We start from the raw sequence: 23,601 nt of genomic DNA on the forward strand, positions 1-23,601 counted from the left end.
CATGCATTACGACACGATGAAGCTGATCCACATGGCCAAGCAGATGGCCGATTTCTTTCGCAACCAGCCCGACCGGCCGGCGGCCGAGGCGGTGGCGGCCCATATCAACGACAACTGGTCGCCGCAGATGCGCAGCGATTTCGTGGCCCTGATCCGCTCGGGCGCCGAGGCGGACCCCATCGTGCGCGACGCCGCCGACCTGGTGCGGCTGACCGCGGCCGCCTGACGCTGCTGCAGGGGCGCGCGGCTGCCGCGGGCGGCGCGGGCTTCTGCCCAAGGCCGGCGTTTTGCCCCTGCCTTGCGTCCGGGCGCCGTGCTAGCGTGGCGCCATGTCACAGCTTCCTTCCCGACAAGAGATTCTCGACTGGGTCAACGCCCATCCCGATGCCACCGCCAAGCGCGACATCGCCAAGGCTTTCGGCATCAAGGGCGCCGCCCGGATCGAGCTGAAACGCCTTCTCAAGGAACTGGAGGGCGAGGGCCTGCTGGAACGCCGGCGCCGCCATTACCACGATGCCGAGCGGCTGCCGCCGGTGACGGTGCTGCAGCTGCTGCCGCCCGACCGCGACGGCGACGTCTTTGCCCGCCCGCTGGAGTGGCAGGGCGAGGCGCCGATGCCGCGCATCCTCTACGCGGCGCTGAAATCCGATCCGGCCCTGGGCCCGGGCGAGCGCATCCTGGCCCGGCTGATCGAGACCCGGGGCGAGGATCACGACTATCAGGCCCGGCTGATCCGCCGCATCGGCACCGTCAGCCACAAGATCGTCGGCATCTATCGCGCCAGCACCGGCGGGCCCGAGGCCGGCGGCCGCATCCTGCCCATCGACAAGGGCCAGGACAAGGAATGGCAGGTGCCCGCCCGCGAGGCGCATGGCGCCCAGAACGGCGAGTTGGTCGAGGCTGAACAGATCGGCCCGCGCGGCCGCATCGGCCTGCCCGTGGCCCGGGTGGTCGAGCGGCTGGGCGATCCCTCGGCGCCCCGGGCGGTCAGCCTGATCGCCATCCACCAGCACGGCATCCCCGACGATTTCCCCGACGACGCCATGGCCGAGGCCGATGCGGCCCGACCGGCGGCCCCGGCGGGGCGCGAGGACCTGCGCCACCTGCCGCTGGTGACCATCGACCCCTCGGACGCCCGCGACCGCGACGATGCGGTGGCGGCGGCGATCCTCGACGACGGCGGCGCCGAGATCTGGGTCGCCATCGCCGATGTCGCCCATTACGTCCGCCCCGGCTCGGCCCTGGACCGCGAGGCGCGGCGGCGCGGCAATTCCACCTATTTCCCCGACCGCGTGGTGCCGATGCTGCCGGACATCCTGTCCGGCGACCTCTGTTCGCTGCACCAGGGCGTGGACCGGCCGGTGATCGCGGTCAGGATGCGGCTGGACGCCCAGGGCAACAAGACCGGGCACAGCTTCCACCGCGCCATGATCCATTCCGCCGCCAGCCTGGCCTATGAACAGGCCCAGGCCGCCGCGGACGGCAATCCCGACGACCAGACCGCGCCCCTGGTCGAAAGCGTGATCAAGCCGCTCTGGCACGCCTACGGCCTGCTGAAATCCGCCCGCGACCGCCGCCAGCCGCTGGAGCTGGACCTGCCCGAGCGCCGGATCGTGCTGACCCCCGACGGCAGGGTGAAATCGGTCAATTTCCGCGAACGCTTCGACGCCCACCGGCTGATCGAGGAATTCATGGTGCTGGCCAATGTCGCCGCCGCCGAGGAACTGGAACGCCTGCGCCGGCCGCTGCTCTATCGCGTGCACGAAGAGCCGACGGTCGAAAAGCTGGATGCGCTGCGCGAGGTGGCCGAGGCCTCGGGCTTTACCCTGGCCAAGGGGCAGGTGCTGCAGACCCGGCACCTGAACCGGCTGCTGGAACAGGCGGTCGGCTCGGAGTTCGACGAGTTGATCAACATGACCGCGCTGCGGTCGATGCAGCAGGCCTATTACAACCCCGAGAATTTCGGCCATTTCGGGCTGGCGCTGCGTTCCTATGCGCATTTCACCTCGCCGATCCGGCGCTATTCCGACCTGATCGTGCATCGCGCGCTGATCCTGGGCCACAAATGGGGCAAGGACGGGCTGTCGGACTGGGACATCGAGAACCTGTCCGAGACTGCGAAGCAAGTCTCCGAGACCGAGCGCCGCTCGATGGCGGCCGAGCGCGACACCACCGACCGCTACCTGGCCGCCTATCTGGCCGACCGGGTGGGGGCCGAGTTCAGCGGCCGCATCTCGGGCGTGCAGAAATTCGGCGCCTTCGTGCGCCTGGACGAGACCGGCGCCGACGGCCTGCTGCCGATCCGCGAGATCGGCCGCGAGTATTTCCACTACGACCCCGCGGCGCAGGTGCTGATGGGCGCCGAGACCGGGATCGAGATCGGCATCGGTCAGCGCGTCACCGTGCGCCTGTCCGAGGCGGTGCCGCTGACCGGCGGGCTGCTGCTGGAACTGCTGGAGCTCGAAGGCCGGCCGCTGCCGCAGGGCGACGGGCGCGGGCGCGGCAAGGGTCCGATGCGCAAGCGCGCGACCCAGGCCCGGCTGGCCGAGGTCAAGCGTGCCCGCAAGCGCAAGCGCCTGCGCCAGAAATAGGACCGCCGCGATGCCGAACCCCGGGATGCGTCGGTTGCTGCCCTATGCGCTGACGGCGCTGATCGTGATCCTGGCCGCGGCCCGGCTGCTGTGGATCGACCGCGAGCCGATCTGCAAATGCGGCCATATCAAGCTCTGGCACGGCCAGACCATGAGCGCCGAGAACTCGCAGCACATCGCCGACTGGTACACGCCCTCGCATCTCATCCACGGTCTGCTGTTCTACGCGGCGCTCTGGCTGGTCGCGCGGCGCCTTTCCTTCGGCTGGCGTCTGGCCATCGCCACCCTGGTCGAATCGCTTTGGGAAATCGTCGAAAACTCCGACGCCATCATCGAGCGTTACCGCGCCGTGACCATCTCGCTCGACTATTATGGCGACAGCGTGCTGAATTCGGTCAGCGACATCCTGGCGATGATCCTGGGCTTCGCCCTGGCCAGCCGCCTGCCGGTCTGGGCCTCGATCATCCTCGCCCTGGGGTTCGAAATCCTGACCACCTGGCTGATCCGCGATGGGCTGGCGCTGAACGTGCTGATGCTGATCTGGCCGCTGCAAGCCGTCCGCGACTGGCAAGCCGCGCTATGAAAGACGGGCGGCCCGCAGACCGCCCGTACTTCTTTGTTCTGGAAATACTCCGGGGGAGCCCCGCAGGGGCGGGGGCAGAGCCCCCGAAAATCAGCCGATGGCGGCCGCCCGCACGTCGTCGTCGATCTTGTCGGCATATTGCGCGAAATTGTCGCTGAACATGGCGACCAGTTTCTTCGCCTGGGCGTCATAGGCGGCGCCGTCCGTCCAGGTCTGGCGCGGGTCCAGCAGCTTGTCGTCGACGCCGGGAACCGAGACCGGGACCTCGAAGCCGAAATTCGGGTCCTTGCGGAACTGCACCTGGTTCAGCGAACCGTCCAGCGCCGCGGTCAGCAGGGCGCGGGTCGCCTTGATCGGCATGCGCTTGCCGGTGCCGAAGGCGCCGCCGGTCCAGCCGGTGTTGACCAGCCAGCAGGCCGCGCCGGTCTTGGCGATCTTTTCCTGCAGCAGCTTGCCATAGACCTCCGGCCGGCGCGGCATGAACGGGGCGCCGAAGCAGGTCGAGAAGGTGGGCGTCGGCTCGGTCACGCCGACCTCGGTGCCCGGGGTCTTCGAGGTGAAGCCCGACAGGAAGTGATACATCGCCTGCGCCGGGGTCAGCCGCGCGATCGGCGGCAGCACGCCATAGGCGTCGCAGGTCAGCATGATCACGTTGCGGGGCTGGCCGCCCAGCGAGGTCTCGGCGGCGTTCGAGATCTGCTCCAGCGGATAGGCGCAGCGCATGTTGTCGGTGATCGAGTTGTCCTCGAAATCCAGCTCCAGCGTGTCGGGATCGAAGACCATGTTCTCGATCACGGTGCCGAACTTGTAGCAGGTGGCGTGGATTTCCGGCTCGGCCTCGGCCGACAGGTTGATGGTCTTGGCGTAGCAGCCGCCCTCGAAGTTGAAGATGCCGTTGTCGGACCAGCCGTGCTCGTCATCGCCGACCAGCGTGCGCGAGGGATCCGCCGAAAGCGTGGTCTTGCCGGTGCCCGACAGGCCGAAGAAGATGGCGCTGTCGTCCGGGTTGCCGAGCGCGTGGTTGGCCGAGCAATGCATCGGCATCACGCCCTTTTCCGGCAGGATGTAGTTCAACAGCGTGAAGACCGACTTCTTGTTCTCGCCGGCATAGGCGGTATTGCCGATCAGGATCAGCTTCTTGTCGAAGTTGAGCGCGATCACCGTTTCCGAACGGCAGCCGTGGCGTTCCGGGTCGGCCTTGAAGCTGGGGCAGTTGATGATGGTGAACTCGGGCGCGAAGGCGGCCAGTTCGGCGGCCTCGGGGCGGCGCAGCAGGTTGCGGATGAACAGCCCGTGCCAGGCCAGCTCGGTCACGACCCGCACGTCCAGGCGCAGGGCAGGATCCGCGCCGCCGTAGAGGTCCTGAACGAAGTAGTCGCGGCCCTTCATGTGCTCCAGCATGTCGGCGTGCAGCCGATCGAAGGCCTCGGGCGTCATCGGGCGGTTGTTTTCCCACCAGATGCTGTCTTCGACGCCGGGGGTCCGCACCACGTGCTTGTCCTTGGGCGAGCGGCCGGTATGGGCGCCGGTGGTGGTCAGGAAGGTGCCGCCCAGGCCCAGCTTGCCTTCGCCGCGCTGGATGGCGGCCTCGATCAGCGCCGGTTCGAGCAGGTTGTAGTGAACATTGCCGAGCCCCGTGATTCCCTGGTCTTCGAGACGGCAATTCGGATTGACGCGCGGTTCGCTCATGACAAGTTCGCTCCTGCAAGATTGCGGCCGACAACCGGCCGTTGCGCGTCCTATAACACGCCAAATTCCCGGCGAAAGCGCACTTATCGTCAAGTTTAGCGCTACCAGGACGGGTTAGCGCAATCAGCGGATGTTAACGCAAACACAATTTTGGGGCATGGGCTTGACGATGCGTTTTCGACACAAGGATGATAGCGCGGATCCACCGCCGGCGGGAGGGATTTCCGCTGCGAGAAGGGAAGGGCGAGGATGATCCTGCATGCGTCCTGCGTCGCCCACCGGGGGCGGGGGCTGCTGATCCTTGGGGCCTCGGGCAGCGGCAAGTCGGCGCTGGCCTTCCAGATGATGGCCTTCGGCGCGATGCTGGTGGCCGACGACCGCACCCTCTTGCGCGACGAAGGCGGCCGGATCGTGGCCGATGCGCCCGAGGCGCTGCGCGGGCTGATCGAGGCGCGGGGCATCGGCATCCTGCGCGCCCGGGCCCATGGTCCGGTCGATCTGGCGCTGGCGGTGGACCTGGACCGGGCCGAGCCCGAACGGCTGCCGCCCGACCGCCGGCTTGATCTTTTCGACAGGGGCTTGCCCCTTGTCCTTGGCGCCGGCCGCGTTCATCTTGCGTCAATGCTGTTGCAATATCTTGACGCCGGTCGCGCGGACACGGATTTGCACGAAAGGTGAGTCGGGATGCCACAGGCGATACCTTCCCCGGACCGGCGGAAGGAAGACGATCCGGAAGATCAGGTGCAGCGGCTGGTGCTGGTCACCGGCCCGTCGGGCGCCGGGCGTTCGACCGCGATCAACGTGCTTGAGGATCTGGGCTATGAGGCCATCGACAACCTGCCGCTGTCGCTGATCCCGCGGCTCTTGGACGGGCCGCCGCGGCCGGTGCCGCTGGCCCTGGGGCTGGACGTGCGCAACCGCGATTTCTCGGTCGCGAACCTGACCGAACTGATCGACAAGCTGACCCGGCTGCCGGCCTATGCGCCGGAACTGCTGTTCCTGGACTGCACCACCGAGCAGCTTTTGCGACGGTTCAACGAAACCCGGCGCCGCCATCCCTTGCGGGGCGAGGCCTCGCCGCTGGACGCCATCCGGGCCGAACGCGACATGCTGGCGCCGATCCGCGCCCGCGCCGACGTGCTGGTCGATACCTCGGAGCTGTCGCCGCACGACCTGAAGGCCGAGCTGGGCCGCTGGTTCGATGCCGAGCCCGGGCGGCGGCTGGCGGTCTCGGTGCAGTCGTTTTCCTATAAGCGCGGGGTGCCGCGGGGCGTCGACATGATGTTCGACTGCCGCTTCCTGGCCAACCCGCATTGGGAGCCGGCGCTGCGTCCGCTGGACGGCCGCGATGCCGCGGTGCAGGATTACGTCGCGTCCGATCCCCGATTCGCCGAGTTCTTCGCCCGGGTCCGGGATCTTGTGCTTTTTGCCCTGCCTGCCCATCTGGAGGAAGGGAAAGCGCATCTGGCGATCGGCTTCGGCTGTACCGGAGGGCAACACCGTTCTGTCACAATGGCGGAAAAAATGGCGGATGCGCTTGCGAAAGCAGGTTGGCAAGTGTCAATTAGACATCGGGAACTTGAACGCCGCGAAAAGGCGCCGGCACCTGGCGATGATGGCCCCCACGGCCTCTCTCACAGCACCGGCGCGGGTTTCGGCGGCTGATGCGTGGTGAAGCGAATTGATCGGGATTGTCATCGTGGCACATGGCGGGCTGGCCCGGGAATATCTCTCGGCCGTCGAACATGTGGTCGGGCCTCAGACCGGCATCCGTGCCGTAACGATCGAGGAGAACCACGATCGCGGCCAGAAACAGGCCGAAATCTGTTCCGCCGCCGATTCGGTGGATACGGGCGACGGCGTGGTGGTGGTGACGGACCTGTTCGGCGGCTCGCCCTCGAACCTGTCGCTGATGGCCTGTTCGGCCCGCAACCGCTCGATTCTCTACGGGGCGAACCTGCCGATGCTGGTCAAGCTGGCCAAGTCGCGCAAATTGCCGGTCGCCGATGCGGTAACGCTGGCCAAGGACGCCGGCCGCAAGTACATCAACAGCTATGATGTCCTGCCCGCCGATGTGCTTCCCATCCCGAACCGTGCCGCTTCATGAATGAGATGACCAACGGGGCCGTCACCCGCGAACTGGCGATCATCAACGAAAAGGGTCTGCATGCGCGGGCCAGCGCCAAATTCGTCGAGACGGTCGAGCGTTTCGATGCCAAGGCCACCGTCGAAAAGGACGGGATGAGCGTGTCGGGCGATTCGATCATGGGGCTTCTGATGCTGACCGCGCCGCGCGGCAGCACCATCCGCGTCACCACGCGCGGCGCCGAGGCCAGCGAACTGGCCGAGGCCCTGACCGCCCTTGTCGGAGACTACTTCGGCGAAGGCATGTAAGGGCCGGTCATGGCCCGTTCCTCCTATCATCACGGCAACCTGCGCCAGGCGCTGGTCGAGGCCACGGTCAAGCTGATCGAGGACAGCGGCCCGCAGGCCTTTACCCTGGCCGAGGCCGCGCGGCTGGCCGGCGTCAGCGCCGCCGCGCCCTATCGCCATTTCGCCGGCCGCGAGGAATTACTGGAGGAGGTCGCGCGCCAGGGGTTCCAGGAATTCGCCGACCGGCTGGAAGCCGCCTTCGACGAAGGGCGCCCGCAGCCGCTGACCGCCTTCCTGCGCATGGGCCAGGAATATCTGATCTTTGCCGCCGAGCGGCGCGGCTTTTACATCGCCATGTTCGAATCCGGCATCTCGATCGCCGGCAATTCCGGGCTGCAGCTGGCCTCGGAACGCGCGCGCGGCGTGCTGGTGCGCGGCGCCGCCTCGCTTTTCGTCAACCGCCCGGGGCCGCAGCCGCCGGCCGGCATGATCGCGGACCACATCTGGGCCCTGAGCCATGGCGTGGTCGAGCTTTTCGGCCGCGGCAAGCCGGGCGCGCGCTCGCCCATCGCCCCCGCGGACATGCTGGAAAGCGGCGCGCTGATCTATCTGCGCGGGCTGGGCGTCATCCCCGACTGATTCTTTCGCACGAATTTTTCGCCCTGCGGATCTTGAACCTGGCGACAGCGGTGCCATTTATGTAAATGTGATTAACATTCACATCGGAAAGGGACCGCAATGAACACTGACATCGCCCCGCGCCCCTCCGCCTTCGACCGGATCGGCGCGGCACTGGCCGGCATCCGGGACTGGCTGGACGAGCGCGGAAAAGGGGCCTGGATCGTCGCCATGATCCTGGGCTTCGTCGCCTGCTGGCCGCTGGGCCTGGCCATCCTCGGCTACATGATCTGGAGCAAACGCATGTTTTCCTGCCGCCACCGCCATCATCATCAGCACCGCCGCGGCTTCGGGCGCGATTTCGCGCAGCCGACCGGCAACTACGCCTTCGACGCCTATCGCGAGGAAACGCTGAAGCGGCTCGAGGACGAGCACCGGGAGTTCCTGGACTTCCTGCAGAAGCTGCGCGAGGCCAAGGACAAGGCCGAGTTCGACCAGTTCATGGCCGGCCGCAACCAGCCGCCCGCCACCCAGAACTGACATCGGGAAAAGGGCCGGGGATCGCTCCGGCCCTTTGCGTTTCAATAGGAATATTCGGCGTAGATCCGCGACAGGTCGCCCTGCCATTCGCCGTGATATTTCTCCAGCATCTCGTCGGCCGGCACCTTGCCGGTGTCGACGCTTTCCTTGAGCGCGTTCAGGAAATGTGTCTCGTCCGGGACCAGCCCGCCGGCGCCGGGCCGCGCGCGGGCCTTGAGCCCGGCTTCGGAAATCGCCAGCACCTCGCGCGCCAGGTCACGCATCCGGGTGCCGCCGACCACGCCGTCCAGCGCCTTGAGCCCGGCCTCGCGCCGCCAGCTTTCGCGGGTCTCGGCGTCCCAGCCCTTGACCAGATCCCAGGCCGCGTCCAGCGCCGCGTCGTCATAGACCAGCCCGACCCAGAAGGCGGGCAGGGCGCAGAGCCGCCGCCAAGGCCCGCCGTCGGCGCCGCGCATCTCGATGAATTTCTTGACCCGCGCCTCGGGGAAGACCGTGGTCAGGTGGTCGGCCCAGTCGGACAGCGTCGGCACCTCGCCCGGCAGCGCCGGCAGCTTGCCCTTCAGGAAATCGCGGAAGCTCTGTCCCAGCGCGTCGATGTATTTGCCGTCGCGATAGACGAAATACATCGGCACATCGAGCACGTAGTCGACCCAACGCTCATAGCCCATGCCGTCCTCGAAGGCGAAGGGCAGCATGCCGGTCCGCGCCGCGTCGAGGTTCTGCCAGATATGCGCGCGCCAGCTTTTCCAGCCGTTCGGCTTGCCGTCCAGGAAGGGCGAATTCGCGAACAGCGCATTGGCAACCGGCTGCAGGGCCAGCGCGACGCGCAGCTTCTTCACCATGTCGGCTTCGCTGGCGAAGTCCAGGTTCACCTGCACGGTGCAGGTGCGATACATCATCTGCGTGCCCAGCGTGCCGACGCGGCCCATGTAGTCGGTCATCAGCCGATAGCGGCCCTTCGGCATCATCGGCATCTGGTCCTGCGTCCAGATCGGCGCCGCGCCCAGGCCGATGAAGCCGGCGCCCAGCTTGTCGGCGATCTCGCGCACCTCGGAAAGGTGGCTGTTCACCTCGTCGCAGGTCTGGTGGATGGTCTCAAGCGGCGCGCCCGAGAGTTCAAGCTGCCCGCCCGGCTCCAGGCTGACATTGGCGCCGTCGCGCTCCAGCCCGATGATATGGCCGGCCTCCAGCACCGGGGTCCAGCCGAAGCGGTCGCGCAGGCCTTCCAGCATGGCCTTGACCGAGGGCTGACCGGCGGGCGCCTCATAGGGCAGGGGCATCAGGTCGGCATGGCGATAGCCGAATTTCTCGTGCTCGGTGCCGATGCGCCACGCCTCGCGCGGCTTCTCGCCCGAGGCGAGGTATTCGGCCAGCTGTTCGGGACGCTCGATCGGGCCGCCGCCCTGTTGGGGAATGGACATCGGTGGCCTTTCTTCTGCCTTGCCCGTCACAGGTGGCAAGGCAGGCGGCTCAAGTCAAGCGGGCGCGCGCGGGCCTGGTCCAAACGGTCTGAATCGTCGGGGCCTCGGGCGCAAGCGCGGCGGCCACGCGGCCCATGTCGATGCCGGGCAGGGTGGCGAAGGCGCCGGCCAGGAATTCCGCGCCGCGCGCATCGACGGGAATCAGCAGCGCCTCGCCCGCGCCGCTTTTCAGCCGCCAGTGGCTGCGGCCGTTCAGGCGCATCAGCCGGATCTCGGTCAGCTCGCGCAGGCCGATCTCGCCGCCCAGCAGCCGGTTCGGCGACAGGTAGCGAATCGCGCCCTCGTCCAGTTCGACCATGCCGGGGCCCAGGCCGTCATGGAGAAAGCGCATCCGCCGGCGCGCATCCAGCGCCCAGGCGGCCGAGGCGGCGGCGATCAGCCCGCCCAGCGGCCAGAACACCCAGCCGCCCAGCCAGAAGACCCAGAGCCCGAAGCCTGTCGCCGCCAGCGCCGCGCCGGTCTCGGCCCAGGGGCGCAGCTTTTCGGCCAGCTCCGGGCGGATCATCAGAATTCCAGCGCCATGTCGCGATGCGGGATGCCGGCATCGTCATATTCCGGGCCATAGGCGGCAAAGCCCAGCTTTTCGTAGAACCCGATGGCATGGGTCTGCGCGCCCAGCTTGGCGCGGCTGATGCCGGGCATGGCGCGCAGCCGGTCCAGCGCCGCGCGGATCAGCGCCGCGCCCGCCCCGGTGCCGCGCGCCGATGCCAGCACGGCGACGCGGCCGATCTTGCCGGTCTGCCCTTCGGTCAGGATGCGGGCGGTGCCGATGGCCGCGCCGGTTGCGTCGCGGGCCAGCAGGTGGATCGCGTCGCCGTCGCGGCCGTCCCATTCCTCGGCCTCGGGCACGGCCTGTTCGACGATGAAGACCGCGCGGCGGATGGCGCGGCAGGTGTCCAGGTCAGCGGTTTCCTCGATCATGCGAAATACTGCTCCAGGATGCGGCGATAGATGCGCGACAGCTGGCGCACCTGCTCGGCCGGGACGCGCTCGTCCACCTGATGCATGAAATGGCCGACCAGGCCGAATTCAAGCACCGGGCAGTGATCCTTGACGAAACGCGCATCCGAGGTGCCGCCCGAGGTCGAGAGCACCGGGTCGAGCCCGGTTTCCGCGCGCACCACGCCTGCGACCAGCTCGACGAAGGGGCCGGGCGCGGTCAGGAAGCTTTCGCCCGAGACATCGGTCGCGATGCCGAAGCCGACACCGGTCGCTTGGGTGATCGCCTCGGCCTTGGTGCGGATCATCGCATCGAGGCTGGCCGCGCTATGCGCGTCGTTGAAGCGGATATTCACCACCGCCCGCGCCTTTTCCGGGATCACGTTCGAGGCCGGGTTGCCGACGTCGACGGTCGTGACCTGCAGGCCCGAGGGGTCGAAATGCGCCGTGCCCCGGTCCAGCGGCTGGCTGGTCAGGTCGTGCAGCAGCCCGAGCAGGGCGTGGACCGGGTTCCTGGCGCGATGCGGATAGGCGGCATGGCCCTGCTTGCCATGCGCCTCGATGTGAAGGGTCATCGAGCCGCGGCGGCCGATCTTGATCATCTCGCCCATGCGGTCGGGGTTCGAGGGCTCGCCGACGATGCAGACGTCCATGCGCTCGCCATTGGCGGCCATCCAGTCCAAGAGCGCCAGCGTGCCGTCGCGGCCGGGCCCCTCTTCGTCGCCGGTGATGGCCAGGATCACGGCGCCGTCCGGCGGGGTCTCGGTCACGAAGCCGATGGCGGCGGCGACGAAGGCCGCGACGCCGGATTTCATGTCGGTGGCCCCCCGGCCCCAGATCCAGCCGTCGATCTCGGCCCCGGAAAACGGCGGGTGCGTCCAGCTGGCCGGGTCGCCCGGCGGCACCACGTCGGTATGGCCGTTGAAGCCGAAGGTCCGCACGCCCCTGGCCCCCCAGCGGGCAAACAGGTTCGGCACGCCGTTGCGGTCGACGCGGCGGCATTCGAAACCGGCCTCGCCCAGCACGCGCGCCAGCAGCTCCAGCGCGCCGCCCTCCTCGGGCGTGACCGAGGGGCAGCGGATCAGGTCGGCGGTCAGTCGGGCGGGGTCTGGCATCGGCACTCTCCTGTCTTGGCGGCAGGGTTACACCGGCAGCCCCAGCAGTTCCAGCGCCCGGCGGACCAGGTTCAGCCCGGTCAGCACCAGCAGGACCAGCGTCCAGCGCCGGAACTGTGTCACGTCCAGCCGGTCATGTGCCAGATAGCCCAGCCCCATGCCGACGATCGCCGGGACCACCAGCGCGGCCGAAAACGGCAGCGTCTGCGCGTTCAGCAGCCCCGATTGCAGATGCGCCGCCGTCAGCACCACGGCGCCGATGAAGAACACCACGCCCTGCACCCGCATCTGTTCGGCCTTGGGCGCATGCAGCGACAGCAGCAGCACGATCAGCGGCGGCCCCCAGATCCCCGAGATGCCGCCGACCAGTCCGCCGATGATGCCGGTGACGATCTCGGCCCGGCGGCGGTGGTGGATCGGCAGTGCCAGGCTGCGGCCGGCCAGCTGCCAGCCCGCGTAAAGCGTGATCGGCACGCCGATCAGCGCGTACATCAGCCATTGCGGCACCCGGGTCGCGAAAAAGGCGCTGACCGGGATGAACAGCACCACCATGCCGATATGCCAGCGATAGGCCCAGGTCGCCTGCGCCGCCGGCCGCCAGCCCTGGCGCAGCGCCTGGCGGATGTTGGTCAGCAGCACCGGCAGGATCACCGCCGCCACCGCCTGCTGCGCCGGCAGGAACGATCCCAGCGCGGAAAGCATGATCATCGGCATGGCAAAGCCGATGGCGCCCTTCACAAAGCCGGAAAACAGCGTGATGGCGATGGCAAGCGCCAGGTGGAAAGGGTCCAGTCCGAACATGAGGCAGCCATAATGCAGGGGGCGGCGGATGCAAGCGGGTCGGGGCCTCTGCCCCCACGCCTGCGGCGTTCCCCCCGGGGTCTTGGGCCAGCAAAGAAGGTCCGAGGCGGGCGGGTCATTTTCGTTCGTTGCGGTGCTGCGGTGCGCATGATAGTTGCGCTGCGGTTGCGAAACGGCTAGTCATGCCGCGACGCCGCAAAAGGATTCCGCCATGAAGGACATGCCCGCGATGCCAGCCGACACGCCCGCCGCCCTGCTGGAGCTTGCCGCCAAGACCGTGACCGAGCTTCAGGCCCTGCAATCCCGCGCGACCGAGGCCCTGCGCGCGTTGGTCGCCCCCGCCGGCAAGCCGCAGGCGGACCTGCTGGAGGAACACCAGCACGCCGCCCATGCCCTGTCCTGGCTGACCACCTATGTCGAATCGATCCGCCAGCTGGCCGCCTGGGCCAGCCGCCTGTCCGAGGCCGGCACCCTCGGCCGGGCCGAGGCGCTGATCCTGCAGATCGGCCTGGGCGAATACCTGACCCAGATCGCCGGCGGCATCCCGATGAGCCAGACCGAATTCGCCCGGCTTTCGGATCTCGGCCTCGACTGGACACCGGGGGACGAGGCGCGGGCGCTGATGCGCGGCAACACCCCTGCCGCCCGGGCCGAGCTGGTGCGGCTGATGCAGGACAACCACGGCCGCGCCACCTTCGGCGCCTCGGGCCTGGACGAGGATCTGGAGATGATCCGCGACCAGTTCCGCCGCTATGCCGAGGATCGCGTCATCCCGAATGCGCATGAGTGGCACCTGAAGGATGAACTGATCCCGATGGAGATCATCGAGGAGCTGGCGGAACTCGGCGTCTTCGGCCTGACCATTCCCGAGGAATACGGCGGGCTCGGCCTGTCCAAGGCCTCGATGGTGGTGGTGACCGAAGAGCTGTCGCGCGGCTATATCGGCGTCGGCTCGCTGGGTACCCGTTCCGAGATCGCGGCCGAACTGATTCTCTGCGGCGGCACCGATGCGCAGAAGGCGAAATGGCTGCCGGCGCTGGCCTCGGGAGAAATTCTGTCGACGGCGGTCTTTACCGAGCCGAACACCGGCAGCGACCTCGGGTCCCTGCGCACCCGCGCGGTGAAGGACGGCGACGACTGGGTTGTCACCGGCAACAAGACCTGGATCACCCATGCGCAGCGCACCCATGTGATGACGCTGCTGGCGCGCACCGACCCGAACAGCACCGACTGGCGCGGGCTGTCGATGTTTCTGGCCGAAAAGACCCCGGGCGCCGACGACGACCCCTTCCCGACCCCCGGCATGACCGGCGGCGAGATCGAGGTCCTGGGCTATCGCGGCATGAAGGAATACGAGCTGGGCTTCGACGGCTTCCGCGTGAAGGGCGAGAACATCCTGGGCGGCGAGCCGGGGCGCGGCTTCAAGCAGCTGATGGAAACCTTTGAATCGGCACGGATTCAGACTGCCGCCCGTGCCGTCGGCGTGGCGCAATGCGCGGCCGAGATCGGCATGCGCTATGCCATCGACCGCAAGCAGTTCGGCAAGTCGCTGATCGAGTTCCCCCGCGTCGCCGACAAGCTCGCCATGATGGCGGTCGAGATCATGATCGCCCGTCAGCTGACCTATTTCAGCGCCTGGGAAAAGGATCACGGGCGGCGCTGCGACCTTGAGGCCGGCATGGCCAAGCTCTTGGGCGCACGTGTCGCCTGGGCCTCGGCCGACAACGCGCTGCAGATCCACGGCGGCAACGGCTTCGCGCTGGAATACACCATCAGCCGCGTGCTTTGCGACGCCCGCATCCTGAACATCTTCGAGGGCGCGGCCGAGATCCAAGCCCAGGTTATTGCACGCAGGCTACTGGACTAGGACGAAATTCCGGCCCCTGCTGGACAGCGGGGGCCGTTCAGGCATTATGGCGGCAACAGAACAGAACGGAGCTGCCAATGACCCGCATCCCCCTGATTTCCGCGGCGATTGTCGCCACGCTCGGCCTTGCCGCCTGCGAGCCGACCGCGCCCTCGACCCCCGGCTCGAACGTGCCGACCGGCCCCTATGTGCTTGTCGGCATCGGCTCGGACACCGTGCCGCAGCGCAATGTCGGCATGACCATCGAGGCCGACGGCTCGATCTCGGGCCAGGCGCCCTGCAACCATTATTCCGCGCCGCAGACCGCCGAGCCGCCGGGCTTTGCGCTGGGCGCGCTGACCACCACGGAAATGGCCTGCTCCGGCAAGGCCGGCCAGCTGGAATCGCGCTACTTCCAGGCGCTCTCGGGCGCCAACGGCATCGCCTTCGAGGGCGGGGTGCTGACCATCAGGGGCCCGACCTACCTGACCTACGAGCCGGGCTATCGCAAGGAGAAGTGACCCGGCGGCGCGCCCTGCGGGGCGCGCGCCCTCGCAAAGGAGCGGACGATGCGGACAATCCTGCTCGCCCTGCCGCTGGCCTTGGCGGCCTGCGTGATGGAAGCCGAGACCGGTGCGGCCATCCCCGGCGATTACGCGCTGGTCGCGGTCGAGGGGGTCGCGGTCTCGGGCGTGCCGACGCTGCGCATCGCCGAGGACGGCGCGGTTTCGGGGCAGGGCCCCTGCAACAGCTTCACCGGCCGCAACCGGGCCACGCTGCCGGCGCTTGACCTGGGCGCGCTGGCGACCACGCGGCGCGCCTGCCTGCAAGAGGGCGGCGAGCACGCCTTTTTCCAGGCGCTCGCCGCGGTGCGCGAGGCGCGGCGCGACGGCGACGCGCTGGTCATGACCGGACCCGATGTCACCATTCGCTGGAAGGCTGTGACCCCATAAGCCGCGCCACCAGCCGGGCACGGGCGGCGGGCAGCGGCCTGCCGGCATGGATCTCGGCCAGCCGGGCGTGCAGGAAATGCCCGGTCAGCGCCAGGGCATCCGTCAGCCCGCCATTGCCGCGTCCGCCCAGCATCGCCGGCAGCGGCAACAGCCGCGGCGCCCAGTCGCCCGCCGCCTGTGCCGATACCGCCCGGCCCGAGCGCGGGCTGACATAGGCCAGCCCCTCGCGCGTGCCGGTAACGGCGCAGCGGGTCAGGTCCAGGCCGAAACCCAGCTCATCGAGCAGCCGCATTTCCCAGCGCAGATAATCCTCGGACCAATCGGCGCCGGCATCCATCAGGTCCAGCAGCGCCTCGGTCGCATCCGTCAGCCGCGGATGCGGGTCGCGCTCGGGCAGGGCCCAGGCCAGCAGCGCCGTCACCGCATTGACCCCGGCCAGCGCATTCGCCCCGGCGATCAGCCCCGGCCGCGCCCGGCCCGGCTCGACCGCAAAGGTGCCCAGCTGGTCCTCCAACCGCGCCCGCCAGCGCAGGCTGACCCGGTTGCCCGGTTGCAGCATGGCCGCGCGCCTGGCGCTGGCGCCGCCCGGCACCAGCCCGCGCATCAGTCCCGCCTCGCGCGTCAGCACGGTCAGGATCACGGCGTTCTCGCCATGCCTCTGGCCGGTCATCACGCTGGCCTCGCCGTTCCATTCCATCGGCTTCGCCGTCCCCTTCGTCGCGCCGCCTTTCCTTCCGCGCTACCCTGCCGCAATCTGGGGGCCAGGAACAAGGAGACAGCGATGCTGAAGCAATGGACGGAATCCCAGCCCCGCCTGGTCGAGGTCGCGGCCGGTCGCGCCCAGGCCGATCTGGTGATCCGGGGCGGGCAATGGGTGAACGTCCACACGCGCGAGGTGATCCCCGGCATCGACGTTGCGGTGGCGGACGGTCGCGTGGCCTATGTCGGCCCCGATGCCGGACCCGCGATCGGCCCGGATACGCAGGTGATCGAGGCGGCGGGCCGCTTCATGGTCCCGGGCCTGATCGACGCGCATATGCATGTCGAATCGGGGATGCTGACGCCGGCGGGCTTCGCGGCGGCGGTGATCCCGCATGGCACCACGACGATCTTCCACGACCCGCACGAGATCGCGAACGTGCTGGGGCTCGAAGGCGTGCGGCTGATGCGCGACGAATCGCTGATCCAGCCCATCAGCATGTTCACCCAGATGCCCAGCTGCGCGCCTTCGGCCCCCGGCCTGGAAACCACCGGCGCGCCGATCACCGAGGGCGAGGTGGCCCAGGCCATGGGCTGGGAGGGCATCGTGGCCTTGGGCGAGATGATGAATTTCCCCGGCGTCGCCGCGGGCGACCGCCAGATGCTGGCCGAGATCGCCGCGACCCGCGCGGCGGGCAAGACCGTCGGCGGCCATTACGCCAGCCCCGACCTCGGCCGGCCCTTCCACGCCTATGTCGCCGGCGGCGCCAACGACGACCACGAGACCACCTCGGAAGAGCAGGGCATTGCCCGCGTCCGCCAGGGCATGGGCTGCATGATGCGGCTGGGCTCGGCCTGGTACGACGTCGCAAGCCAGATCACCGCAATCACCGAAAAGGGGCTCGACCCGCGCTTCTTCATCCTCTGCACCGACGACAGCCATTCCGGCACGCTGGTCCATGACGGCCACATGAACCGGGTGGTGCGCCACGCCATCGATTGCGGTTGCGACCCGCTGGTGGCGATCCAGATGGCGACGATCAATACAGCGAGCCACTTCGGCCTGGAACGCGAACTCGGCAGCATCACCCCCGGCCGCCGGGCCGACCTGATCCTGACCAGCGACCTCACGACCCTGCCCATCGAAACGGTGATCGCGCAAGGCGCGGTCGTGGCCGAGAACGGCCGCCTGCTGGCCGACTGCCCGCGCATCGACTGGCCAAAGACGGCCCGCAACTCGGTGCATTTGGGCAAGACCCTCACCGCCGGCGACTTCGAAATCCGCGCCACCGGCGACAGCGCCCGCGTCCGCGTCATCGGCGTGGTCGAGAACCAGGCCCCGACCCGGGCGCTGGAGGCCACCCTGCCGATCCGCGACGGCGTGATCGAGGGCCAGGGCGAGACCTGCCAGATCGCGCTGGTCGAACGCCACCGCGGCACGGGCGGCGTGGTCAACGGCTTCGTCTCGGGCTTCGGCTATCGCGGCCGGGTCGCGGTCGCCTCGACCGTCGCGCATGACAGCCATCACATGATCGTCGTCGGCACCGACCGCCAGACCATGGCCGCGGCCGCGAACCACCTTGGTGCGCTCGGTGGCGGCGTCACCGTCTTCCGGGACGGGGAAGAGCTCGCCAGCGTCGCCCTGCCCATCGCCGGGCTGATGTCCGACCGCCCGGCCGAGGAGGTTGCCGAGGCCGCCCAGGCCATCGTCCAGGCGATGCAGGATTGCGGCTGCACGCTCAACAACGCCTATATGCAGCACTCGCTGCTGGCGCTGGTGGTGATCCCGGAACTGCGCATCTCGGACCTGGGCCTGGTCGACGTCACCCGCTTCGAACTGGTGGACCTGATGCTCGATCCCTGAGCTTCACCGTTTCCCAAAGACCCGGATCGACGCGCCACCGGCTGCTTTGCTCCTCAAATACCCATGGCGACGGTCGAAGTCTCGCCCCGCCGCTCGACCGCCAGGAACTGCGCCCGGTCCCGCAGCGCCTCGAACAGCTCGGGCCCGGTGCCGGTCAGCAGGCTCTGCGCGCCCAGGCCGCAGATCTCGTCGTAAAGCGCGGCTCGGCGGTCGGCATCCAGATGCGCCGCCACCTCATCGAGCAGCAGCACCACGCTTTCCCCCGCCAGTGCGCGCGCATTGGCGAGGATCAGCGACAGCAGCAGCGCCTTCTGCTCGCCGGTCGAGGACAGTGCGGCGGGCATCGCCTGCGGCCCCCAATGCGCGCCCAGGTCGGCGCGATGCGGGCCGGTCAGCGTGCGGCCGGCGGCCATGTCGCGGGGGCGGCCCTCGGCCAGCCGGGCGGCGATGCGCGCGGGGTCGGGATCGTCCGCGAACCCCTCGCCCGGCAGCAGCGCTAGGCTGGCCGAGGGGAAGGCGGTCCCGGCCCCGTCCTGCGCCGCCGTGATGCGGGCGATGGCCTCCAGCCGGTTGCGGGTGACGGCGGCGCCCATCTCGGCCATCTGCGCTTCCAACGCGCGAAACCAGCCGGGGTCGCGGATCTCGTCCTTGAGCAGCCGGTTGCGCTCGCGCATGGCCTTTTCGTAACCCAGCGCGTCCTCGGCATGGCCGGGGGCGAAGCTCAGCGTCACCCGGTCGAGGAAGCGCCGCCGCGCCTCGGGCGGGTCGGTCCACAGCCGGTCCATGGCCGGCACCAGCCAGATCACCCGCATCAGCCGGCCAAGCGCGATCTGGGTCGAGACCTTGTCGTCGATCGCCACCTCGCGCGGCTGGCCGGGCAGGGCGCGGGTCGCGACCTCGTGCTCGCCGATCCGGGCGCGGATCTGCCAGCCGACCTCCGGCCCCTTGCGGGCCTGGTCGCCGGGCGCGGCGCCGCGCATTCCGCGCCCGGGCGACAGCATCGAGATCGCTTCCAGGATATTGGTCTTGCCCGCGCCGTTCGGCCCGTGGATGGCGACGGGCCGGCGGTCCAGGTCGATGTCGAGCCGGGCCCAGCTGCGGAACTGGGCCAGGTGCAGCCGGAAAAGCGTCACACGCGCATCGGCATCACGACATAGACCGCGCTGGTGTCGCCGCCCTCGCGGATCAGCGCTGCGTCACCCGAGCCGTTGAACAGGAAGACCGCGTTCTCGCGCTCGATCTGGCTGGCGATCTCGTGCAGGTATTTGGCGTTGAAGCCGATCTCCAGCGGCTCGTCGGCATAGGCCACGGGCAGTTCCTCGTCGGCCGCGCCGGCGTCGGGGGCGTTCACCGACAGCACCAGCCGGTCCTCGTCGAGCGACAGCTTGACGGCGCGCGAGCGTTCGCTGCTGACCGTCGCCACCCGGTCCACCGCCTTGGCGAAATCGCCGGCATCGACCTCCAGCTTGCGGGTGTTGCCCGAAGGAATTACGCGGCTGTAATCCGGGAAGGTGCCGTCGATCACCTTCGAGGTCAGGGTGATGGTCGGCGTGGCGAAACGCACCTTGGTCTCGCTGACCGAAACCGCGATCTCGGCCTCGTCGTCGTCCAGAAGCTTGCGCAGCTCGGCCACGGTCTTGCGCGGCACGATCACGCCCGGCATCTCTTCGGCGCCCGCTGGCAGCGGCGCGTCGATCCGCGCCAGCCGGTGGCCGTCGGTGGCGACGCAGCGCAGGCTGGGGCCGTCCTCGCCCTGGGCGACATGCATATAGACGCCGTTCAGGTAATAGCGGGTTTCCTCGTTGGAAATCGCGAACTTCGACTTGTCGAACAGCCGCCGCAGCACTGCCGCCGGGGCCGAGAAATTCGCCGAATATTCCGACGAGGACATGACCGGGAAATCCTCGCGCGGCAGCGTCGCCAGGCTGAAGTTCGAGCGTCCGGCCTGCACCGCCAGCCGCTGCGAGGCGGCGTCGAGGCTGAGCTGCACCAGCGACCCGTCCGGCAGCTTGCGGGCGATGTCGTTCAGCATCGAGGCCGAAACGGTGGTCGCGCCCGGCCGCTCGACCTGCGCATTGGCGCGGTCCACGATCTCGGTGTCTAGGTCGGTGGCGCGCAGGCTGACGCCCTCGGGCGTGGCCTCGATCAGCACGTTGGCCAGGATCGGGATGGTGTTGCGGCGCTCGACGACGGACTGGGCCTGGGACACCGCCTTCACCAGATCGGCGCGTTCAATCGAAAATTTCATGGTCGACCCTCATTCCTCTGGCCTTGCCGCGCGCACCTGTCCGGGCGTCCCCGGCGCGGGGCGCCAATGTGGCACAATCCCGCGCAAGGTCAAGCACATGATCAGGCTTCCAGCAGCCGGCGCAGCAGGTCGATGTCTTCCGCCAGGCTGCGGTCTGCGCCGCGCAGTTCCTCGATCTTCTTCACGCCGTGCATGATCGTCGTGTGATCGCGACCGCCGAAGCGACGACCGATCTCGGGCAGGCTACGAGAGGTCATCTGCTTGGCCAGATACATCGCGATCTGGCGGGGTCTGGCGACGGTGCGCACACGCTTTGGGCCGATCATGTCCGCCAGCCGGATGTTGTAATGCTCGGCGACCTTCCTCTGGATCTCCTCGATCGAAACCTTGCGGTCGTTGGCGCGCAGGATGTCGGCCAGGCATTCCTGGGTCATGTCCAGGGTGATCTCGCGGCCCATCAGGCTGGCGAAGGCGAAGAGCCGCTGCAGCGCGCCCTCCAGCACCCGGACATTCGAGGTGATGCGATGCGCCAGGAATTCCAGCACGCCCGGCGCGATCTGCAGCCCGGGATATTGGGTGCGGAAGCTGTCGGTCTTGCTTTGCAGGATGCCCAGGCGCAGCTCGTAATCGGTCGGGTGCAGGTCCACGACCAACCCGCATTGCAGGCGGGACTTGATGCGCTCTTCCATGTCCTTGATCTCGCCCGGCGCGCGGTCGGCCGAGATGACGATCTGCTTGCCCTGATCGACCAGGGTGTTGAAGGTGTGGAAGAATTCCTCCTGCGTGCTGTCCTTGCCGGCGATGAACTGCACGTCGTCGACCATCAGCACCGAGACGGTGCGGAACAGTTCCTTGAAATCCATCACGGTGCGGTCGCGCAGCGCCTGGACGAAGCGGTACATGAACTGCTCGGCCGACAGATACAGCACCCGCGCCTCGGGCTGGCGGGCCTGGATTTCGCGGGCGATGGCATGCATCAGGTGGGTTTTGCCCAAGCCGACGCCGCCATAGAGGAACAGCGGGTTGAAGGTCACCGGCCCGCCCTCGGCCACCCGGCGGGCGGCGGCATGGGCCAGCTCGTTCGGCTTGCCGACGACGAAATTCTCGAAGGTGAAGCGGCTGTCCAGCGGCGCGGCCAGCTCCTCCTCGCCGGCGGGACGCGGAGGGGCGGGGCGCCTGGCGGCGGGCGCGGCGGTCTGGCGGGCGGTCGGGCTGCGGGTCTCGAAGCTCAGCCGCTGCACCGGGCCGCCCATGCGATCCAGCACCTTGAGGATGTCGTCGCTGTAATGGCGCGAAACCCAGTCCGACAGGAAGCGGGTGGGGCAGGCGATGGTGGCGGTGCCGTCCGAGACGCCGGTCAGGCGCAGCGGCTCGATCCAGGTCGAGAAACTGTCGGCTCCGACGATTTTCTGAAGTTCTTCACGCGCCTGCCCCCAAAGTTTGTCCATGTCTCGCCCAAGTCCGTCTCTTGTCCCCGATCCCCGCCGGGTGCTTCCGGCAAGGGGGCAATTCGACATCGGCCCGACGAACGAAATTCGGCAACAGGCGACCCGGCGCCGCCCAGGGGGCGGTGCGCGGGCCGTCCTGCGGCCGAAACGTCCAGACATGACACGCGGGCCGGTGGCAGCCGGCCGGTGCATCCTCGGTAGCGGATCATTGATTGACCCTGCTGCCGCTCTTGCGGTTTGGCAGTCGTGCTGACCGCTTGAGCATGTCCCCCAGGCGCGACAGTGAATCGCAGGGAACAAGCTAGCAAGAACAGCCGCCGGCCAGCAACCGATCTTCGCGCTTGACAGTCACTTTGCCTTTTCGAATCTCGCGACCCGGCGGCATTCCGCACCGTCAGATCAAAGTATTGAAAAATCGCTGAAAAACTGAACGCTGCCCACGAAATCGGGCGCGCTCCGGTGGAACGCGCCCCAAATGGTGCAGCCGATAGTTGCGCAAATGCCGCAGCCCCTGGGCCGGCGGCCGGCGGGTGCTCAGGCCGTGGCCAGCGCCTTCACCCGCGACGACAGGCGCGAGATCTTGCGGGCGGCGGTGTTCTTGTGGACCACGCCCTTGGTGACGCCGCGCATCAGCTCCGGCTGGGCGGCCTGCAGCGCCGCGCGGGCGGCGGCGGCATCGCCCGAGGCCAGCGCCTCTTCGACCTTGCGCAGATAGGTGCGGATGCGCGAGCGGCGAGCCTTGTTGACGGCGGTGACCCGCTCGATCTGGCGGGCGCGTTTCTTGGATTGGGGCGTATTGGCCATGGGTCCTGTCTCTTTTCTCGTATCTCGATTACGCAAAAGCCCCACGGCGCCGTTCCCGGGGAACGGTCATGATTCTTGCCTTAAGCGGGCCCACGCGCATGTAAGCCCGGGCCTATACAGCGCCCCGGGCCGAAAGCCAAGCCGGAATCAGCGGTCGCGGAACTGCGGCTCGCGCTTTTCCAGGAAGGCGGCCATGCCCTCCTTCTGGTCCTCGGTGGCAAAGAGCGCCTGGAAGCTGCGACGCTCGAACAGCACGCCTTCGCGCAGCGTGGTCTCATAGGCGCGGTTGACGGCCTCCTTGGCGGCGGCGACGGCGATCTGGCTCTTCTCGGCGATCTTCTTCGCGGCGGCGAGGGCCTCGGGGATCAGCTTCGCGGCCGGCACCACCCGGCTGACCAGGCCGGCGCGCTCGGCCTCGGCGGCATCCATGAAGCGGCCGGTCAGGTGCATCTCCATCGACTTCGACTTGCCGACGAACCGGGTCAGGCGCTGGGTGCCGCCGATGCCGGCGATGACGCCCAGGTTGATCTCGGGCTGGCCGAACTTGGCATTGTCGGCGCAGAGGATGAAGTCGCAGGCCATGGCCAGCTCGCAGCCGCCCCCCAGCGCATAGCCCGCGACGGCGGCGATGATCGGCTTGCGCACGGCGGTGATGCGGTCGATCTCCTCGCCGAAGATATTGCCGGTATAGACGTCGACGAAGCTCTTTTCCGACATTTCCTTGATGTCGGCGCCGGCGGCAAAGGCCTTTTCGCTGCCGGTCAGCACGATGCAGCGCACCTTTTCGTTGCGGTCGGCCTCGGTGACCGCATCCGCCAGCTCGCCCATCAATTGCGAATTCAGCGCGTTCAGCGCCTCGGGACGGTTCAGCCGGATCAGGGCCACATAGTCGTCGATCTCGACGGTCAGGGTCTGGAAAGCCATCGTCTTTTCGCCTTTTCGCAACCAAGCTGACCGCGACTCGTAACAAATGCGCGAGCCCAAGGCCAGCGCGCTTCTTTTGTGTCCA

The 23,601-nt window shown here is 68.3% G+C and carries 25 protein-coding genes; 13 read left to right on the plus strand and 12 right to left on the minus strand.

Translation table 11 applies throughout. The features are described from left to right. Position 1 precedes the first annotated feature (1 nt). From JCM7685_RS05370 to JCM7685_RS05380, 3 genes are all read left to right on the plus strand, one after another. A complete protein-coding gene (locus JCM7685_RS05370) occupies positions 2-226 on the plus strand; it encodes a formate dehydrogenase subunit delta (RefSeq protein WP_074965863.1) in 225 nt (74 codons plus the stop codon). A 103-nt stretch (positions 227-329) separates the two neighbouring features. Then, a complete protein-coding gene (gene rnr, locus JCM7685_RS05375) occupies positions 330-2,591 on the plus strand; it encodes a ribonuclease R (protein ID WP_074965864.1) in 2,262 nt (753 codons plus the stop codon). A gap of 10 nt (positions 2,592-2,601) precedes the next feature. Continuing rightward, on the plus strand, positions 2,602-3,174 hold the full coding sequence (locus tag JCM7685_RS05380; protein WP_231964689.1) for a DUF2585 domain-containing protein: 573 nt from the start codon (positions 2,602-2,604) through the stop codon (positions 3,172-3,174). A 90-nt stretch (positions 3,175-3,264) separates the two neighbouring features. On the opposite strand, the gene JCM7685_RS05385 is transcribed toward JCM7685_RS05380, so the two are convergent. Further along, positions 3,265-4,863 carry a phosphoenolpyruvate carboxykinase gene (locus JCM7685_RS05385; protein WP_074965865.1) on the minus strand — a complete coding sequence of 533 codons (1,599 nt, stop codon included), beginning with the start codon at positions 4,861-4,863 and terminating at the stop codon, positions 3,265-3,267. Between the two features lie 249 nt (positions 4,864-5,112). Here JCM7685_RS05385 and JCM7685_RS05390 point away from each other — a divergent pair, with 249 nt between their 5' ends. From JCM7685_RS05390 to JCM7685_RS05415, 6 genes are all read left to right on the plus strand, one after another. Continuing rightward, positions 5,113-5,541, plus strand: a complete 429-nt coding sequence (locus JCM7685_RS05390; protein WP_074965866.1) for an HPr kinase/phosphorylase — start codon at positions 5,113-5,115, stop codon at positions 5,539-5,541. A gap of 6 nt (positions 5,542-5,547) precedes the next feature. Further along, positions 5,548-6,528 (plus strand): RNase adapter RapZ, encoded by a 981-nt coding sequence (rapZ, locus tag JCM7685_RS05395; RefSeq protein ID WP_074965867.1) that lies wholly within the window; start codon positions 5,548-5,550, stop codon positions 6,526-6,528. A 16-nt stretch (positions 6,529-6,544) separates the two neighbouring features. Continuing rightward, positions 6,545-6,970 carry a PTS sugar transporter subunit IIA gene (locus JCM7685_RS05400; protein WP_074965868.1) on the plus strand — a complete coding sequence of 142 codons (426 nt, stop codon included), beginning with the start codon at positions 6,545-6,547 and terminating at the stop codon, positions 6,968-6,970. Then, positions 6,967-7,257: an HPr family phosphocarrier protein gene (locus tag JCM7685_RS05405; RefSeq protein ID WP_074965869.1), complete on the plus strand. Its 291-nt coding sequence runs from the start codon at positions 6,967-6,969 to the stop codon at positions 7,255-7,257. Before JCM7685_RS05400 ends, JCM7685_RS05405 begins: the two co-directional genes overlap by 4 nt. Before the next feature lie 9 nt (positions 7,258-7,266). Continuing rightward, positions 7,267-7,875 carry a TetR/AcrR family transcriptional regulator gene (locus JCM7685_RS05410; protein WP_074965870.1) on the plus strand — a complete coding sequence of 203 codons (609 nt, stop codon included), beginning with the start codon at positions 7,267-7,269 and terminating at the stop codon, positions 7,873-7,875. 99 nt (positions 7,876-7,974) lie between these two features. Continuing rightward, positions 7,975-8,394, plus strand: a complete 420-nt coding sequence (locus tag JCM7685_RS05415) for a DUF2852 domain-containing protein (RefSeq protein ID WP_074965871.1) — start codon at positions 7,975-7,977, stop codon at positions 8,392-8,394. Between the two features lie 41 nt (positions 8,395-8,435). Here JCM7685_RS05415 and JCM7685_RS05420 read toward each other — a convergent pair whose 3' ends face one another. From JCM7685_RS05420 to JCM7685_RS05440, 5 genes are read right to left on the minus strand one after another with little or no spacing between them, the layout of a single operon-like run. Then, complete coding sequence (locus JCM7685_RS05420; RefSeq protein ID WP_074965872.1) at positions 8,436-9,815, minus strand: glutamate--cysteine ligase; 1,380 nt, start codon at positions 9,813-9,815, stop codon at positions 8,436-8,438. Positions 9,816-9,864: 49 nt separating this feature from the next. Beyond that, positions 9,865-10,380: a hypothetical protein gene (locus JCM7685_RS05425; protein WP_074965873.1), complete on the minus strand. Its 516-nt coding sequence runs from the start codon at positions 10,378-10,380 to the stop codon at positions 9,865-9,867. Continuing rightward, the gene (locus JCM7685_RS05430) at positions 10,380-10,796 is read right to left on the minus strand and encodes a GNAT family N-acetyltransferase (RefSeq protein ID WP_074965874.1); all 417 of its coding nucleotides are present in this window, start codon (positions 10,794-10,796) and stop codon (positions 10,380-10,382) included. Before JCM7685_RS05430 ends, JCM7685_RS05425 begins: the two co-directional genes overlap by 1 nt. Beyond that, positions 10,793-11,929, minus strand: a complete 1,137-nt coding sequence (gene dapE / locus JCM7685_RS05435) for a succinyl-diaminopimelate desuccinylase (RefSeq protein WP_074965875.1) — start codon at positions 11,927-11,929, stop codon at positions 10,793-10,795. Before dapE ends, JCM7685_RS05430 begins: the two co-directional genes overlap by 4 nt. Before the next feature lie 27 nt (positions 11,930-11,956). Further along, complete coding sequence (locus tag JCM7685_RS05440) at positions 11,957-12,730, minus strand: sulfite exporter TauE/SafE family protein (RefSeq protein ID WP_074965876.1); 774 nt, start codon at positions 12,728-12,730, stop codon at positions 11,957-11,959. 211 nt (positions 12,731-12,941) lie between these two features. Here JCM7685_RS05440 and JCM7685_RS05445 point away from each other — a divergent pair, with 211 nt between their 5' ends. From JCM7685_RS05445 to JCM7685_RS05455, 3 genes are all read left to right on the plus strand, one after another. Continuing rightward, on the plus strand, positions 12,942-14,597 hold the full coding sequence (locus JCM7685_RS05445; RefSeq protein ID WP_074965877.1) for an acyl-CoA dehydrogenase family protein: 1,656 nt from the start codon (positions 12,942-12,944) through the stop codon (positions 14,595-14,597). Between the two features lie 77 nt (positions 14,598-14,674). Beyond that, positions 14,675-15,097, plus strand: coding sequence for an META domain-containing protein (locus JCM7685_RS05450; protein ID WP_074965878.1), 423 nt, complete (start codon positions 14,675-14,677; stop codon positions 15,095-15,097). Positions 15,098-15,145: 48 nt separating this feature from the next. Then, entirely contained in the window at positions 15,146-15,529 is a 384-nt protein-coding gene (locus JCM7685_RS05455; RefSeq protein WP_074965879.1) for an META domain-containing protein, read from the plus strand. Here the strand turns inward: JCM7685_RS05455 and recO are convergent. After that, positions 15,498-16,226, minus strand: coding sequence for a DNA repair protein RecO (gene recO, locus JCM7685_RS05460; RefSeq protein WP_074965880.1), 729 nt, complete (start codon positions 16,224-16,226; stop codon positions 15,498-15,500). The two genes, JCM7685_RS05455 and recO, sit on opposite strands and share 32 nt — an antisense overlap. A gap of 84 nt (positions 16,227-16,310) precedes the next feature. On the opposite strand from recO, the gene ade reads away from it, so the two are divergent. After that, positions 16,311-18,092 carry an adenine deaminase gene (ade, locus tag JCM7685_RS05465; RefSeq protein ID WP_074965881.1) on the plus strand — a complete coding sequence of 594 codons (1,782 nt, stop codon included), beginning with the start codon at positions 16,311-16,313 and terminating at the stop codon, positions 18,090-18,092. Positions 18,093-18,145: 53 nt separating this feature from the next. Here the strand turns inward: ade and recF are convergent, their stop codons facing one another. From recF to JCM7685_RS05490, 5 genes are all read right to left on the minus strand, one after another. After that, a complete protein-coding gene (gene recF / locus JCM7685_RS05470; protein ID WP_074965882.1) occupies positions 18,146-19,225 on the minus strand; it encodes a DNA replication/repair protein RecF in 1,080 nt (359 codons plus the stop codon). Next, positions 19,222-20,340 (minus strand): DNA polymerase III subunit beta, encoded by a 1,119-nt coding sequence (gene dnaN, locus JCM7685_RS05475; RefSeq protein ID WP_074965883.1) that lies wholly within the window; start codon positions 20,338-20,340, stop codon positions 19,222-19,224. Before dnaN ends, recF begins: the two co-directional genes overlap by 4 nt. A gap of 101 nt (positions 20,341-20,441) precedes the next feature. Beyond that, positions 20,442-21,788: a chromosomal replication initiator protein DnaA gene (gene dnaA, locus JCM7685_RS05480; RefSeq protein WP_074965884.1), complete on the minus strand. Its 1,347-nt coding sequence runs from the start codon at positions 21,786-21,788 to the stop codon at positions 20,442-20,444. A gap of 534 nt (positions 21,789-22,322) precedes the next feature. Then, positions 22,323-22,592: a 30S ribosomal protein S20 gene (gene rpsT, locus JCM7685_RS05485; RefSeq protein WP_074965885.1), complete on the minus strand. Its 270-nt coding sequence runs from the start codon at positions 22,590-22,592 to the stop codon at positions 22,323-22,325. A gap of 147 nt (positions 22,593-22,739) precedes the next feature. Further along, the gene (locus JCM7685_RS05490) at positions 22,740-23,516 is read right to left on the minus strand and encodes an enoyl-CoA hydratase (protein WP_074965886.1); all 777 of its coding nucleotides are present in this window, start codon (positions 23,514-23,516) and stop codon (positions 22,740-22,742) included. Positions 23,517-23,601 lie beyond the last annotated feature (85 nt).

This window comes from Paracoccus aminovorans (assembly GCF_900005615.1).
In the GTDB taxonomy this organism is placed as follows: Bacteria; Pseudomonadota; Alphaproteobacteria; order Rhodobacterales; family Rhodobacteraceae; genus Paracoccus; species Paracoccus aminovorans.